At 62.5% G+C, this 14773-nt stretch carries 16 protein-coding genes and 1 pseudogene; 14 read left to right on the plus strand and 3 right to left on the minus strand.

Going from position 1 to position 14773, the window contains the following annotated elements; all coding sequences use genetic code 11:
* Both LOC54_RS00005 and LOC54_RS00010 read left to right on the plus strand, forming a co-directional pair.
* On the plus strand, nucleotides 1-443 hold a 443-nt coding region (locus LOC54_RS00005; RefSeq protein WP_279311764.1), incomplete at its 5' end, for an integrase core domain-containing protein.
* 20 nt (nucleotides 444-463) lie between these two features.
* Complete coding sequence (locus tag LOC54_RS00010; RefSeq protein WP_279311765.1) at nucleotides 464-1435, plus strand: magnesium transporter CorA family protein; 972 nt, start codon at nucleotides 464-466, stop codon at nucleotides 1433-1435.
* A 39-nt stretch (nucleotides 1436-1474) separates the two neighbouring features.
* On the opposite strand, the gene LOC54_RS00015 is transcribed toward LOC54_RS00010, so the two are convergent.
* The 3 genes from LOC54_RS00015 to LOC54_RS00025 are packed head-to-tail and all read right to left on the minus strand — an operon-like array spanning nucleotide 1475 to nucleotide 5104.
* A complete protein-coding gene (locus LOC54_RS00015) occupies nucleotides 1475-2785 on the minus strand; it encodes a helix-turn-helix domain-containing protein (RefSeq protein ID WP_279311766.1) in 1311 nt (436 codons plus the stop codon).
* On the minus strand, nucleotides 2785-3861 hold the full coding sequence (locus LOC54_RS00020; RefSeq protein WP_279311767.1) for a nitronate monooxygenase: 1077 nt from the start codon (nucleotides 3859-3861) through the stop codon (nucleotides 2785-2787). The genes LOC54_RS00015 and LOC54_RS00020 overlap by 1 nt, the downstream gene beginning before the upstream one ends.
* On the minus strand, nucleotides 3851-5104 hold the full coding sequence (locus tag LOC54_RS00025) for an aspartate kinase (RefSeq protein WP_279311768.1): 1254 nt from the start codon (nucleotides 5102-5104) through the stop codon (nucleotides 3851-3853). The genes LOC54_RS00020 and LOC54_RS00025 overlap by 11 nt, the downstream gene beginning before the upstream one ends.
* A gap of 224 nt (nucleotides 5105-5328) precedes the next feature.
* Between LOC54_RS00025 and ubiG the strand changes: the two genes are divergently transcribed.
* From ubiG to LOC54_RS00085, 12 genes and pseudogenes are all read left to right on the plus strand, one after another.
* The gene (gene ubiG, locus LOC54_RS00030) at nucleotides 5329-6105 is read left to right on the plus strand and encodes a bifunctional 2-polyprenyl-6-hydroxyphenol methylase/3-demethylubiquinol 3-O-methyltransferase UbiG (RefSeq protein WP_279311769.1); all 777 of its coding nucleotides are present in this window, start codon (nucleotides 5329-5331) and stop codon (nucleotides 6103-6105) included.
* A 357-nt stretch (nucleotides 6106-6462) separates the two neighbouring features.
* Nucleotides 6463-6669, plus strand: coding sequence for a hypothetical protein (locus LOC54_RS00035; RefSeq protein ID WP_279311770.1), 207 nt, complete (start codon nucleotides 6463-6465; stop codon nucleotides 6667-6669).
* Complete coding sequence (gene cysE / locus LOC54_RS00040; RefSeq protein ID WP_408740258.1) at nucleotides 6662-7531, plus strand: serine O-acetyltransferase; 870 nt, start codon at nucleotides 6662-6664, stop codon at nucleotides 7529-7531. Before LOC54_RS00035 ends, cysE begins: the two co-directional genes overlap by 8 nt.
* A gap of 101 nt (nucleotides 7532-7632) precedes the next feature.
* Nucleotides 7633-8665, plus strand: a pseudogene (locus LOC54_RS00045) (sulfate ABC transporter substrate-binding protein).
* Nucleotides 8666-9000: 335 nt separating this feature from the next.
* The gene (gene pqqA, locus LOC54_RS00050; protein ID WP_279311817.1) at nucleotides 9001-9081 is read left to right on the plus strand and encodes a pyrroloquinoline quinone precursor peptide PqqA; all 81 of its coding nucleotides are present in this window, start codon (nucleotides 9001-9003) and stop codon (nucleotides 9079-9081) included.
* Between the two features lie 72 nt (nucleotides 9082-9153).
* Nucleotides 9154-10077 (plus strand): pyrroloquinoline quinone biosynthesis protein PqqB, encoded by a 924-nt coding sequence (gene pqqB, locus LOC54_RS00055; protein WP_279311818.1) that lies wholly within the window; start codon nucleotides 9154-9156, stop codon nucleotides 10075-10077.
* Nucleotides 10074-10805 (plus strand): pyrroloquinoline-quinone synthase PqqC, encoded by a 732-nt coding sequence (pqqC, locus tag LOC54_RS00060; RefSeq protein ID WP_408740259.1) that lies wholly within the window; start codon nucleotides 10074-10076, stop codon nucleotides 10803-10805. The genes pqqB and pqqC overlap by 4 nt, the downstream gene beginning before the upstream one ends.
* A 5-nt stretch (nucleotides 10806-10810) precedes the next feature.
* Nucleotides 10811-11086 carry a pyrroloquinoline quinone biosynthesis peptide chaperone PqqD gene (pqqD, locus tag LOC54_RS00065; RefSeq protein ID WP_279311819.1) on the plus strand — a complete coding sequence of 92 codons (276 nt, stop codon included), beginning with the start codon at nucleotides 10811-10813 and terminating at the stop codon, nucleotides 11084-11086.
* A complete protein-coding gene (gene pqqE / locus LOC54_RS00070; protein WP_279311772.1) occupies nucleotides 11083-12165 on the plus strand; it encodes a pyrroloquinoline quinone biosynthesis protein PqqE in 1083 nt (360 codons plus the stop codon). The genes pqqD and pqqE overlap by 4 nt, the downstream gene beginning before the upstream one ends.
* A gap of 150 nt (nucleotides 12166-12315) precedes the next feature.
* Entirely contained in the window at nucleotides 12316-12666 is a 351-nt protein-coding gene (locus LOC54_RS00075) for a hypothetical protein (RefSeq protein ID WP_279311773.1), read from the plus strand.
* Between the two features lie 30 nt (nucleotides 12667-12696).
* On the plus strand, nucleotides 12697-13359 hold the full coding sequence (locus tag LOC54_RS00080) for a protein tyrosine phosphatase (RefSeq protein WP_279311774.1): 663 nt from the start codon (nucleotides 12697-12699) through the stop codon (nucleotides 13357-13359).
* A 111-nt stretch (nucleotides 13360-13470) separates the two neighbouring features.
* Complete coding sequence (locus LOC54_RS00085) at nucleotides 13471-14769, plus strand: TolC family protein (RefSeq protein ID WP_279311775.1); 1299 nt, start codon at nucleotides 13471-13473, stop codon at nucleotides 14767-14769.
* Nucleotides 14770-14773: the final 4 nt, after the last annotated feature.

Below are 14773 nucleotides of genomic sequence, written 5' to 3' on the forward strand. Positions count from 1 at the left end.
ACCTGAACTCGCCTGAATACCTCTTCCGCGTAACCTTGCCCATAAACCCGTCCTCTCTCAGGCCGGTCTATAGCTTAACCCCCTGTCCAAAAAACCGGGGCCACCTCTATACGGCCTGGTCTCGCCCCATGCGCTTCGACATGATCTGCGACGCTCACGAGATCGGACATCGTCTGACGAAACCCAATCATTCCTGGACGAACGGTCAGGTTGAACGGATGAACCGGACAATCAAGGAAGCAACCGTCAAACGCTTCCATTACGATAGTCATGAGCAGTTAAGGACACACCTCAATGACTTCATGGCAGCCTATAATTTCGGGCGAAGACTCATGACCCTGAACGGCCTCACCCCTTACGAATACGTCTGCAAAATCTGGACTTCAGAGCCAGAAAGATTCATCATAAATCCAACCCATCAAAACACGGGACTAAACACCTAGGCACCTGAACGGAGCAGGGAATGTTTCTGGCTCACAGACCCGGCACCCCGGGGCATACCATCACATCCGCGGAAGAGGCAGACAAAGCCGTATGGCTGGATCTGATCACACCCACGGACACCGAGCGCGCCATGGTCTCCGCCCTGTGTGGAACACCGATCCCCTCACGCGCCAGCCTGGAGGAGATCGAAAGCTCCTCCAGACTCTACACCTCCGAAAACGCCGTATTCCTCTCCTCCCCCCTGGTCAGACGCTCGGGAGAGGATTTCGCCTCCTTCCCTCTCGGATTTGTCCTGACACAGACCCGCCTCATCACCATCCGCTATGCGGACTACAACTCCTTCGATATCACGGCCCGCCATATCTCCGAGGCCACAAGCCCCATGGCCCCCAACGAAATCCTCGTTATGCTCCTTGAAGCCATCGTGGAACGCCTCGCCGATAACCTCGAGCATATGGGCCACATCCTGTCCCGCCTCTCCCACGACATCTTCACCGGAGGCCGGCCCTCACGCGGATATCTCGCGTCCTGGCAAAAAGGAATCCTCCGCCGCGTCGGACAGGCGGAAGACACCGCCTCGCTCATCCGCGACAGCCTGCTCGGCCTAGACAGAATAGCCATCTTCCTGTCCGACACACAGGCGGAAGACATCCCCGGAGCGCTCGTTCAGCGTATCGGAACCGTCAGCCGGGACATCGCATCGCTCAAGGATTTCGTTCAGCAGATGTCCACCAAAGTTCAGTTTCTTCTCGATGCCGTCCTCGGATTTATCAGTATCGAACAGAATGACGGCATGAAGATCCTCACGATCGTCAGCTTCATCGGCGTCGCGCCCACGCTGATTGCCGGAATCTACGGCATGAACTTCAAGGACATACCCGAACTCTCCTGGCGCTACGGATACTGGTACTGCCTCACGGCCATGGCCTCCTCAATCATCATCCCGCTCATATGGTTCTGGCGCACGGGATGGATGGGCCGCTCGGAATAAAACCGGACCGGACTCCGCAGGCAGCAGCCTCACACAGCCTCAGGGGTTATGAAAGCGGTCCAGCTGCCGGGCATTGAGATCATCCGCAGACATCTCACGCCGCACCTTCGCAGGTTTCTTCTTCGGGCGGAAAGCCGGAGCCGGATCAGCATGTGGCGGCGCACCCTCATCAGGTGACGGAGACAGAACCGCCCCGGTCACGGGATCAGTCACTGCAGGAACGGACGGCAGGGACGGAGCGGAAGGCGAATCGGAAACCGACTGCACCGACGGCATTCCCGCCAGCGTGCCGTCACGCAGGGACTCCGCCGTCACCTGCACATTCCGCCTGACCGCGCCCGTCCGACCCAGCGGCGGGGAGATCAGCGTGCCGTCCGTCACTTCCAGGCCACCGGCATTGCCCACCGTCAGCGTAAACGGCCCGCCCTCATCCGGCAACGCCCAGGTGTCCCCGTCCTGGAACGTATGCTCATAGGCCACATGCCCGTCCGCCGCGCGCACCTGGACCCAGGTCGTCCCGATCGCCTTCAGACCCAGCTTCGGCGGACCGGACGGCGGCAGCGGAGAGGGCGCCGCCTGTTCAGACGGCCCCGGGGGAGCACCGCCCGCAGGCAGCCCGTCCGTACCACCGGACGAAGACACATCGGCAGAGGACCCGTCCTGCTGAGACACCCCTGACCCAAGCGCGGCATCCGGGGAAGGCTCCGGCACACCTGACAGCGCCGCATCCGCCGCAGAAGCTATTTTCTGCTGCCGCTCCGGATCATTCCCCGCTGCCGGACCGGGAACAGAAGGCCCGGAAGACGGCATCACGGACGCAACCTGAGGAGACGGCGTGGTCGCATCCTTAATCCCCGGTATGACTGAGGCAACCGAGGGAATCTTCTGCACGGGCATCGGGTCCGTCCCGACATAGCGGTACCACCCGACATAGGAGGCAACCACAACAACCAGACCCGTAATCACAACCACACTGGCCGGCAGCGTCCGCTCCGGCTTCGGCTCGGGAAAAACCAGCTCCGGCGTCCGCAGACGGCTGCGGACATCCCGGCGATACAGCGCCACCATAGCCTCAGGACTGAACCCCAGCCCCTTCGCATAGCCGCGCAGAAAACCAAGCGCATAGATCCCCGCAGGCAGCAGGTCGGAACGGTTATCCTCAAACGCCCGGAGATACTCCTCGCTGATCCGGAGCCAGGCCGAAACGGACTCCAGACTCCACCCCAAACGCTCCCGCCGCTGGCGCAGCGCCTCCCCCACCCCCAGACGCGCGGCATCCGGAAGAGGTGCGGTCCACGCATCCTCCTGCACCAGCGTCTGCTCATCCGAAGGCGGGGAGGTCTCGTTCATCAGGACGGACGGGCGTCTTTCCGGCGGAGAATCGCCTGCTCCGCCTGCTCCAGCAGATCATCAATGATCTGCTGCACAGGCTCGACCGCCCGGACCATCCCCACGGACTGCCCCGCCATCACGGAGCCGTTCTCAACATCCCCGTCAATCACGGCCCGGCGCAGCGCACCCGCCCAGAAATGCTCAATATCCAGCTGCGCCGCCTCCTTCGTCAGCTCACCCGCATGGAACCGGCGGATAACCTCCGCCTGATGCGCCACAAAACGATGGCTGCCCTCATTCTCCAGCGCCCGCACCGGAATGACCGGAAAACGCGGATCAAGCTGCGGAGACGTCACCGCATCGCGCGCCGCCGCACGGACAAACGCCTTCTTGAAATTCTCATGCGCGATGCTCTCGGCCGCCGCCGCAAAGCGCGTCCCGAGCTGCGCCCCGGCCGCCCCCTGCTCCAGACAGGACAGGATCGCATCACCCCGGCTCAGTCCCCCGGCCACAAAGACCGGAACAGCCGTGACATGCGGCAAGATCTCCTGCATCAGAACCGTCAGGGACACCGGCCCGATATGGCCGCCCGCTTCCGCACCCTCGATCACGAGCGCATCCACGCCCATCTTCACAAGCCGCTTCGCCAGAACCAGCGCCGGCGCAAAGGCAATCACCCGCGCACCGCCGTCCTTAAGAGCACGGATCGCCGTCGAGGGCGGAATCCCGCCCGCCAGCACCACATGCCCGACCTTATGCCGCAGACAGACCTGCACCAGCTCATCAAGCTGCGGATGCATGGTGATCAGGTTCACGCCGAACGGCCTGTCCGTCAGCGCCCGCGTCGCACGGATCTCCTCATCCAGACGGGCAGGCTCCATCGCACCGCAGGCAATCACGCCAAATGCGCCCGCATTGGAAATCGCAGAGACAAGCGTCCGCTCGCTCACCCAGGACATCGCCCCGCCCAGCACGGCCACCTCGGTGCCCAGGAACTCCGTCCCGCGCGCCCACAGGCGGTTCAGCTCAGCCCGGGCCTCGCCCCTGAGAGCGGCAGACACCTGCACGCCCTGATGTTCCGTCTCAGACAGCATCGAGACCATACGCCGTATGGAGGGCACGGATGGCAAGCTCGGCATATTCCGCCGCAATCAGGACAGACACCTTGATCTCGCTGGTGGAGATCACCTGAATGTTGATCCCGCGATCGGACAGGGTGCGGAACATCATGTTCGCCACACCAGCATGAGACCGCATACCGATCCCCACGACACTCACCTTCACGACATTCGTATCCGTATGGAGCTGGCCATACTGAATCTCCGGATGCGCGGCCTCCATGATGGCAATCGCACGATCCAGATCGGTCCTGGTCGTCGTGAACGTCATGTTGGTCATGTCGTCCTCACCGGTGCTCTGAACAATCATATCAACATTGATGTTCGCATCCGAAAGCGGCCCGAAAATGGCAGCGGCAATGCCGGGACGATCCGGAATGCGACGGATGGCAACCTTCGCCTCGTCCCGCGAATAGGCAATGCCCGTAACCAGTTCCTGTTCCACGATCTCGTCCTCATCCACAACCAGTGACCCGGGCAGGGCATCATCCGCCGCCGGCTCGTCATCAGCAAAACTCGACAGCACCTGAACCCGCACCCGCTCCTTCATGGCAAGCTCGACACTGCGGGTCTGAAGCACCTTGGCCCCGACAGACGCCAGCTCCAGCATCTCCTCATAGCTGATTCTGCCAAGCTTGCGGGCCGTCGGCACGATGCGCGGATCCGTGGTATAAACCCCGTCCACATCCGTATAGATATCACAGCGATCCGCCCGGACCGCCGCCGCAACAGCCACGGCAGACGTATCGGAACCGCCGCGCCCGAGAGTCGATATCCGCTCATCCGGACCGATCCCCTGGAAACCGGCAATCACCGGCACCTGCCCGTGGCTCATGCAGGCAATCAGCTTCTCGCCATCAATCCCGGTAATCCGCGCCTTGCCATGCGCGTCATCCGTCCTGACCGGAAGCTGCCAGCCCTGAAAGGAGCGCGCATCCACACCCAGCCCCTGCAGCGCGATGGCCAGAAGACCGCTCGTCACCTGCTCGCCGGTCGCCACGACAGCATCATATTCCCTCGGATCATGCAGCGGAGACAGTGCCTGACAGAAACCGACAAGCCGGTTCGTCTCCCCGGCCATGGCGGAAACGACAACAGCCACCTCACACCCGGCCTCCACCTGCTTCTTCACACGCGCCGCCACAGCACGGATGCGATCGAGATCACCGACCGAGGTGCCCCCGAACTTCATGACAATGCGTCTGGTGCTGCACGACATAATCTCTGTATAACTCCGCCTGAGACCCCGATGTCAGACCGCAACAGCACGGCCTGCCTTCCCTGCCCTGCGCCGGACTCCCCCGGGACAAGGCCCGTTGCAGAAGACGGCAAACCGCGTCACATACCTCTCACCCTTGCCCGCGTCCAGCACCGGACCCGCAATCCCGCTACCGGAATACAGGCAGCAGAGCCGGTCCGGAAGGACAGAAAAGAGCCGTTTCGATGCCTTCAGATCAGTTCCCCCCGGATATTTCCTCCCCTGCAGACAGCACGCCCCCCCCGCCTGCCTCCGTTTCCGAGGAGGAAATCGCCCGGTTCGGATCCATCGCCGCACAGTGGTGGGACCCCAAAGGCCCCATGCGTCCCCTGCATGCCATGAACCCGCTCAGAATCGGCTGGATCAGCCACTTCCTGCCCCTGCGCGCGAAAAAACAGCCCCCCCTGCGCCTCCTCGATATCGGCTGCGGCGCAGGCCTCGCCAGCGAGGCCCTGGCCACCGAAGGCCACGACGTGACAGGCCTCGACGCCTCCGGCCAGGGCATCAGCGCCGCACGCGCCCATCTGGAAGCCTGTCCGCTCCCGCCAGGCGCAGGCCCCCTCACCTACCGCACCGGCAGCGCGGAGGAACTGGTCAGCAAAGGCGCCGCCTTCGATGCCGTGGTCGCGCTGGAAGTCATCGAACACGTCACGGACCCCGCAGCCTTCATGGACCTGCTGGCCCGCCTGACCCTGCCCGGCGGGCAGGTCTTCATCTCCACCATGAACCGGACCCCCAGAGCCTGGCTGTTCGCAATACTGGGCGCGGAATACATCGCCCGCCTCCTGCCGACAGGCACGCATGACTGGAACAAGTTTCTCACACCCGCCGAACTCGCCGCCGCAGGCCGCAGCGCCGGACTGCGCATGACAGACATCTCCGGCATGGTTCCGGGGATCGGCGGGTGGAAAAAATCACGAAATCTGAACGTGAATTACATCACCCGCTTTACAAAAAGCTGAATACAGCCCGCCTGCGCGGAAAAATATTTCCGCGCCTCCTCCGCGCAGGCAGACCACACATCTGACAAACCTTTATAAATAAATAATAATTTAAAATAACTGTTTAATTTAGTTATATAAATCATTATACCTGTTTTTATGTTTTTATATTGACTCCCACGATTCCCCGTGTATGAATGAGGCCGTATTCCTGACGGAAGACATCCGGGCATCAGCCAGAGGCACACATCATGTCAGACCGAATGCGCAGCACGGCCCGATGTCGGGCCGGACGCTCCCCCGCCCCGCAGGGCACCCTCCCGAACTGAAGTCCGGCGATCATCTGCCGGCAGATTATGCTCAGAAGGCAGACTGATCATGTACGAATCACACACGCTGGAAGTCGACGGAGTTTTCGTCGGCACGATCATTCTCGAAACAGACCGGGAAAAACACCGGTTCCATGCCGTGCACGAAAGCGTGCGCCCCCTCCATAATCAGAGCCTGCAGGACCGGCACGAACTCGTGCGCCAGGCCGAATCACGCTTCCGCCGCTCCCGTCAGCTCCGGAGCCTGCATGCTTGACACGCTGCACGGGGACAGAGGCACGCCGGAAACAGCGTCTTCTGAAAATACAGGCGTTTCCCGGGAAATTTCTCTATCCCTTGAAAAACTGTGGCGCATGATGCAGAACGAGGCCCGGCTGTACGGAGATCCGTTCCTGGCCGGGCTCGTCAGAAGCTGCATCCTGGATCAGCCCGATATCGCCACAGGCCTGGCCCGGCTCCTGTCGTCAAAATTCGACAGCAGCCTCATGCCCGGCCGGTCCGTCGAGGATCTGATACAGGAATTCTACAGAACACATCCCGATACTCTGGAAAAAACCGCCGCAGACCTGGTCTCGGTGCGCGAACGCGATCCCGCAGCCTCGGATCTCATAACGCCTTTCCTGTTCTTCAAGGGATTCCACGCCCTGCAGGCCCATCGTGTCGCGCACTGGCTGTGGCATGACAACCGGACCGTCGCCGCACGCTTCATCCAGGGACGGGCCTCAGAACTGTTCGCCGTGGATATCCATCCCGCCGCCCGGCTCGGGCAGCGGATCATGTTCGATCACGGCACCGGCATCGTCATAGGCGAGACAACGATCATCGAAGATGACGTCGCCCTGCTCCAGAACGTCACGCTTGGCGGAACCGGCAAGGAAAACGGAGACAGGCACCCGAAAGTACGAAAGGGCGCACTGATCGGCACCGGAGCCAAAATCCTCGGCAATATCGAGATCGGGGAAGGAGCCCGCGTCGGTGCCGGAGCCGTCGTTCTGAAATCCGTTGATACCTACACAACAGTCGTTGGAAATCCGGCCCGCCCGGTCGGAAAACGCCACGAGAACCTTCCCTCCCTGACGATGGACCAGGCCCTGCCCCCGGAAGACTACGTCATCTGACACGGTCATAATATCCCGCGTAAAAACCATAGAAAATCCCGGACCACACACCGTCCGGACACCCGCATCCCGAACACAGCCTCCAAGGACAACCCCGGACCATGACCGCACTCCCCCCGATCAGCCGCCGCACCCTGCTCAGAACCGGCCTCGCCGCCGGTGCGGCAGCCCTCACCACGACACATTCCGCCCGCGCCGCGGATTTTTCCCTGCTGAACGTGTCATACGATCCGACACGCGAGCTTTATGCCGAAATCGACAAAACCTTCCGGACATTCTGGACAGACGGACATCCGGGCGATCATGTCGCGGTCCGCAGCTCCCATGGCGGCTCAGGCGCTCAGGCCCGCTCAGTGCTCGAAGGGGCCCCCGCCGATATCGTCACGCTCGGACTGGCCTGGGATATCGACGTCCTGGCACAGCATGGCCTCCTTGCGGCGGACTGGGAAAAACGCCTGCCCCACAATTCAACCCCCTTCACCAGCACGATCGTTTTTCTCGTCCGCAAGGGCAATCCGAAAAACATCCATAACTGGCCTGACCTGATCCGTGATGATGTGTCCGTCATCACACCCAACCCGAAAACATCCGGCGGCGCACGCTGGAACTATCTCGCCGCCTGGGGATGGTCCCTGCGGTCTTCCGGAAACTCGGAAGACAAAGCAAAGGAGTATCTGAAAAAACTCTTCGCGCGCGTCCCCGTTCTCGATACCGGCGCACGCGGCGCGACAAACTCCTTCGTGCAGCGCCAGCTCGGAGACGTCCTGCTCGCCTGGGAAAACGAAGCCCTGCTCGCAGTCCACGATCTCGGACCCGATCAGTTCGATATCGTCGTCCCCTCCGTCAGCATTCTTGCCGAACCCCCTGTCGCCGTCGTGGATAAAAACGTCAGGGCACACGGCACCGAAGCCGTTGCGAACGCCTATGTGAATTTCCTGTTCACACCCGAAGCACAGAAAATCGGGGCAAAACACTATTACCGCCCGGCCGATCCCGCGATCCTCGCCGCCAGCCAGTCAGTCAGTCTTTCCGAAAGTCGATACGTTCGATGTCGCAAGCCTGGGCGGATGGAAAAGCATCCAGAAACTCCATTTCAGTGACGGAGGAATTTTCGATCAGCTCTACAGGGGATAACCACTCCGCCGGGCGGCACGGAAAAAACGGATACGGATAAGAAATCATCCACAACAGAACCGCAGTGTTCTGAAATATCTCCTGCCGTATCCGTCCGGCCATATATAAAGGGCTTTCCGGCTGACTATCTCTGCACAGATATGTACGGAAAGCAGATATATACAGAACAAAAAACGATATTTCCGATCACGATATCGCCCGCATCCGCCCCGGGCCACCACAGATATCACGAAACCGTGAAAGCATATCCGCCTGACGCCCGCCGGAAAACATTGACCTGCCATCCGTGCAGAGTCTTACTGAAAGTCCTGCCACCAGAGAGAAAGGATACTGCCATGTCCTGGACAACACCGAAAATCACTGAGGTACCTCTGGGTGCCGAAATCAACAGCTATGTCTGCGGCCTGAAGAAATAATCCGGCCCGCAGGCCCGGCCCGGAACGCCGCCGGTCTCGCACCGGCGGCGTTTTGTGCATATAATTTCTGCCATGATTGATCTCATCGTCCTGGGCGCTGCAGCAGGCGGCGGGTTTCCCCAGTGGAACTCCGGAGCGGATGCCTGCAACAGAGCCCGCGCCGCAGACCCTCTCGCTCCCGCCCGCACCCAGGCCTCCATCGCCATCAGCGGAGACGGAACGCACTGGTTCATCGTCAATGCCTCACCCGATCTGCGGCAGCAGATCACACAGACCCCCGAACTCCACCCGAAAACCGGCCTGCGCTCCACCCCGATCCAGGGCGTCATCCTCACGGGTGCTGAGGTGGACACCATCACGGGCCTCCTCACCCTGCGCGAACGCCAGCCCTTCGACATCCTCGCCAGCCGCCAGGTGCTGGACCAGCTCGACGCCAACCCGATCTTCGAAGCTCTGAACCGCAGCATCGTCACCCGGTCCGAATTCCGCACCACAGAAACCATCGCGCTCAGGCACACCGACGGCACCCCGTCCGGACTGCAGGTGACGCCCTTCACCGTCCCCGGCAAGGTTCCGCTTTATGCCGAAGCAGGTGAAAATCCCGGAGAAATTCTCGAAAACGGAGAAACGGTCGGGCTGGAGATCGCCGACGGACAGCACCGCGTTCTCTATATCCCCGGCTGTGCGGACATGACCCCCGGCCTGCGGACCCGGCTGCAGAATGCCGATCTGGTCCTGTTCGACGGAACGCTGTGGACCGATGACGAGATGATCCGCGCAGGAACCGGAGTGAAGACGGGACGCAGAATGGGACATATGTCGGTTTCCGGTCCGGATGGCACGATTTCCGCGCTCAGAAATCTGAATATTACCCGGATGATATTCATCCATATCAACAATTCGAACCCCCTCCTGCTCGCCGATTCCGCCGAACGCGCCGAAGCCGCTGCGGCAGGATGGGAAGTCTCTTACGACGGTATGAGGATCACGCTGTGAGCGCTCCCCTTTCCCCCGACCAGCTCGAAGCCGCCCTGCGCGCCATCGGCGCGGAGCGCTATCACAACCTGCATCCGTTCCACCGGGCACTGCATGACGGACACCTGACAAAGGCCCAGGTCCAGGCCTGGGCCCTGAACCGCTACTATTACCAGGCCCGCATCCCGGCCAAGGACGCAACCCTGCTGGCCCGGCTGCCCACGGCGGAGCTGCGGCGGGAATGGCGCCGCCGGATCGAGGATCATGACGGCACAGAGCCCGGCACCGGCGGGATCGCCCGCTGGCTGCATCTGACGGACGGGCTCGGCCTTGATCGCGGCTATGTCGAATCCCTTGAGGGACTGCTGCCCGGCACGCGCTTTGCCGTCGATGCCTATGTGCATTTCGTCGGGGAACGGACGATCACGGAAGCCATCGCCTCCTCCCTGACCGAACTGTTCTCTCCGCAGATCATCTCCGAGCGTGTCTCGGGCATGCTGCGCAACTACGATTTCATCACGGAAGAGACACTGGCCTATTTCACCCCGCGCCTGACCCAGGCCCCGCGCGATTCCGATTTCGCCCTGAACTGGGTGCGCGAACACGCACGCACGACAGAGGAACAGACAGCGGTTCTCAATGCCCTGAAATTCAAATGCGGCGTGCTCTGGTCGATGCTGGATGCGCTGGATTACGCCTATGTCGCGCCGGGACATATTCCTCCGGGCGCTTTCCGGCCCGTCTCATGACCGGCATGTCGGAGCAGACGGTTCCGGCCTTTGCCCGCGGGACCCGCCTGCAGCACGACCGCGTACGCGATCAATGGATCATCCAGGCCCCGGAGCGGGCCTTCCTTGCCGATCCTGTGGCGGCGGAAATTCTCCGGCGGGTTGACGGCCATACCTCCCTGGGCGGGATCATCGACGCTCTGGCGGAGGCTTTCAGGGCCCCGCGCGAGGTGATCGCGCGGGATGTTCTGGCCATGGCCGGAGATCTTGCCGGACGCCAGGTTCTGGTGAGCGTGACATGACTGCCGCGTCGCCCCCGATGAGCCTGCTGGCTGAACTGACCCATCGCTGCCCGCTGCGCTGTCCCTACTGTTCCAATCCCCTGGCCCTGGAGCCGAAAGCCCGCGAACTGTCCACGGCGGAATGGTGTGACGTGCTCGGCCAGGCGGCGGCGCTCGGCGTATTACAGGTGCATTTCTCGGGCGGAGAACCGATGGCGCGGCGCGACCTGCCCGAACTGGTGCGCCATGCCTCCGCCGCCGGACTTTACACCAATCTGATCACCTCCGGCGTCCTGATGACACCGGAGTCCCTGACCGCTCTCTCCGATGCCGGACTGGATCACGTGCAGCTTTCCTTCCAGGATTCCGACGCGGACACGGCGGAAGTGATCGGCGGAATGAAGGGCGCGCAGCTCCGCAAGCTTGAGGCCGCACGGCTGATTGCGGAGGACGGCATGCCGATGACGTTCAATTTCGTCATCCATCGTCTGAATGCGGAGCGGGTTCCGGCCATGCTGGATCTGGCGGACGCCTGCGGGGCGCGCCGGGTGGAAATCGCCCATACGCAATATTACGGCTGGGGCCTGCGGAACCGGGCGGCTCTGCTGCCGACGCGTTCCCAGCTTGAGGCAACCGAGCGGGCCGTTGCTGCCGCACGGGAACGGTTCGGCAGCCGGATCGCCATCGATTTCGTCACGCCGGATTATTACGCCGATGAGCCCAAGCCCTGCATGGGCGGCTGGGGCGAGCGGTTCCTGAACATCACACCCGCCGGGCGCGTTCTGCCCTGCCATGCGGCCGAGACCATCCCGGGCGTGACGTTTCCGGACATCCGGACCTCGTCCCTGAAGGAGATATGGGAGGAGTCGGAGCTGTTCGGGATGTTCCGCGGCACGGACTGGATGCCCGAACCCTGCCGGTCCTGCGATCGCCGGGAGGCGGATCGCGGCGGATGCCGCTGTCAGGCTCTGGCCCTGACCGGGCGGGCGGACACGACGGACCCGGTCTGCCGCCGCTCCGCGCATCGCGGGCTGATCGACGCGCAGCTTCCGTCCGGAGATCACGAAGCGGCACCGTTCATATATCGTCCGGCCCCGTGAACGGCCGATGCAGAATGTTACATTCTGCCGAGACCCGGGGATGCGAATGTGGCGTCAGGCCGGGATATCGCCTGATCCCGCCGCCTTTTCCGGACAGGTGGCCTGTTTTACTGCTGGACAGATGACGCCCCGTATCGTCTTTGATCTCTCATGATGTCCGAGGATCTCTACACTCAAAGGATCAGTGCACTGCTGGCCCGTCTGCCCGAAAGGCTGCGGAAGGGTATTCAGTGGCTTCTGGAGCCGTCCCGGAAATGGGTGCGGATTCCCTCCGGACTGCTGTTCTGTGTCGGGGGGCTGCTCGGATTCCTGCCGGTTCTCGGGTTCTGGATGCTCCCGGTCGGAATTCTGCTGCTGTCCGAGGATTTTCCTCCGTTCCGACGCCTCAGCATGCGGGGGCTGGACTGGGTGGCCCGTAAGCGCCCGGGCTGGCTGGAGCCGCCTGCGGGCAGTCCTCCTCCGGGCAACCCGCCGGACGCGTCATCGGGCGGACCGGCGTGATCCCTGTGCATATTGAAAGAGTTCTGATCGGTGTTTGACGGCGATATCTCCACCCGAAACGGTCGTCTGCGCGCGTGGAATGACAGTCTCTTTGTCGATCATGCCGTATTCCGCCTGGTCTGGACGAATGTCCGGCCGGTCATTCCCGGCAAGGTCTGGCGCTGCAATCACCCGACGCCCGCCCGCCTGGCCCGGGCGAAGGAACGGTACGGGCTGAAAACCCTGGTCAATCTGCGCGGGCACCGGCAGTGCGGTTCGGACGCGCTGTCCCGCGATGCGGCCCGGCGGCTTGGTCTTGAACATATCGATATGGCGTTCGAGAGCCGCGGCGCCCCGCATCGCGACCGTATCCTGCGCTTTGCCGGGCTGTATGAGACCATACAGTTTCCGATGATGATGCACTGCAAATCAGGGGCGGACCGTGCGGGTCTTGCCTCCGGTCTGGCAGTTCTTTTTGAGGGTGGGAGCGCGACGGAGGCGCTCAGGCAGCTCTCCTGGCGCTACGGCCATTTCAACCGGTCCCGGACAGGGATTCTGGATGCATTCTTCCTGCGCTATCGCAGCGAGGCCGAGGGGCGGATGCCCTTTCTGGACTGGGTTCGCGACGAATATGACGAGGCCGCCCTGAAGCGGGATTTCGTTTCAGGAAAGCTTGCCTCTTTCGTGAACGACACCGTGCTCCGTCGCGAATAATTCCTTACCGTTCTGATACATTCCGCAATACCGGAAGGCATCATTCGTTTGTCCGGTCTGCCACGATCCGGTAAAATCGGTTCTTCCTTCTGACTGCTCCGGAATCAGTTCTTGCCCGCCTGTCATGGCCCGTCCGCCCTGCCCGCACTCTCCTTTCCGGCTGTCGTCCGGGCGCTCGGTGCGGCGGCGGTCTTCCTGTGTCTTATGCCCGGTGCCGCACGCTGCGCCGGGACGCTGCCGTTCACGACGGCGGTGGCACGCGCATGGGCCATCGATCCGGTCCGTGACGAGCTGATCACGAACCGGCATATGGCCGGAGAGCGGGCGGATGCCGCAAAATCATGGTTCGCGGGCGGCCCGACGCTGAACGGCACCTATCTGGACGATCATTTCATCGGCTCCAAGCAGGGCTACACCACCTATCAGGGATCTGTTTCCGTCCCGCTCTGGCTGCCGGGCCAGGCAACCGCGACGGAAAAGGTTGCGGAAGCCGAGGAAGCTGCGGCTGAAACCCGTCTGCGTGTCGAGCATATGGCGGTCGCGGTGCGCGTTCTGGATGCCACCGGCGCCATTCTGATTGCACGGCGGAATCTGGAGATTGCCAGCTCCACCGCATCCGACCTGCAGCGTCTGGAAGATCTGACCCGCCAGGGCGTTCAGTCCGGAGAGCTTCCGTCATCCGATCTCCAGGCCGCCGTGTCGGAACATGCACGGGCGCAAAGTGCCGTCGGAGAGGCCCGCGAGAAGATCATCACGACCGAAGAGGCCCTGCGCCAGCTGACGGGCAGCGATCTGGTGCCGGATATCCTGTCCTGGGACGAGGCGGCGGGTGCCGTTGCCCTGCGGCGGCTGCCCGAAGCCATCGCACGGCGGGACCCGCGTGTCCGCAATGCCCGTCAGAACGTTCTGACGGCGCGTGAGGGGATGAAGCTGGCCCGCCGGAGCTACATGCCCAACCCGGAGGTCGGGATCGACGTCCTGCGTCAGGCACAGTGGGAAAGCCCGATGGATACGCAGGTCGGCGCGCATTTCAGCGTAGCGCTTCCGAGTGACGTGCGTAATGCCCCGATCATGACGGCGGCCGCGAACCGGCTCGCGCTGGCCGGACGTGAGGAAATCCAGACGCAGCGCAACGTGCGTAATGAGGTGGCGCAGGTTCGCGCCCGGGTGGATGCCGCGAGAATCACGCTCGAGAATGCCCGGAGTTCCGAACGGGCCCTGAGCGAACGGGCCGGAATTACGGAGAAGGCATGGCGTCTGAGCGAGATGCCGCTGATCGAGGCCCTGCGCGCCCGTCAGGCAGCCTGGGAGGGCGCACGCGCCCTTAATGAGGCGGAAGTGAGCTGGCATGCGGCGCTGATCCGCCTGATTATTGCCAGTGGCGATCTCCCGGGTGTCGGCTTCCTCTGAGGCG

Source organism: Acetobacter sp. AN02 (genome assembly GCF_029759835.1).
In the GTDB taxonomy this organism is placed as follows: Bacteria; Pseudomonadota; Alphaproteobacteria; order Acetobacterales; family Acetobacteraceae; genus Acetobacter.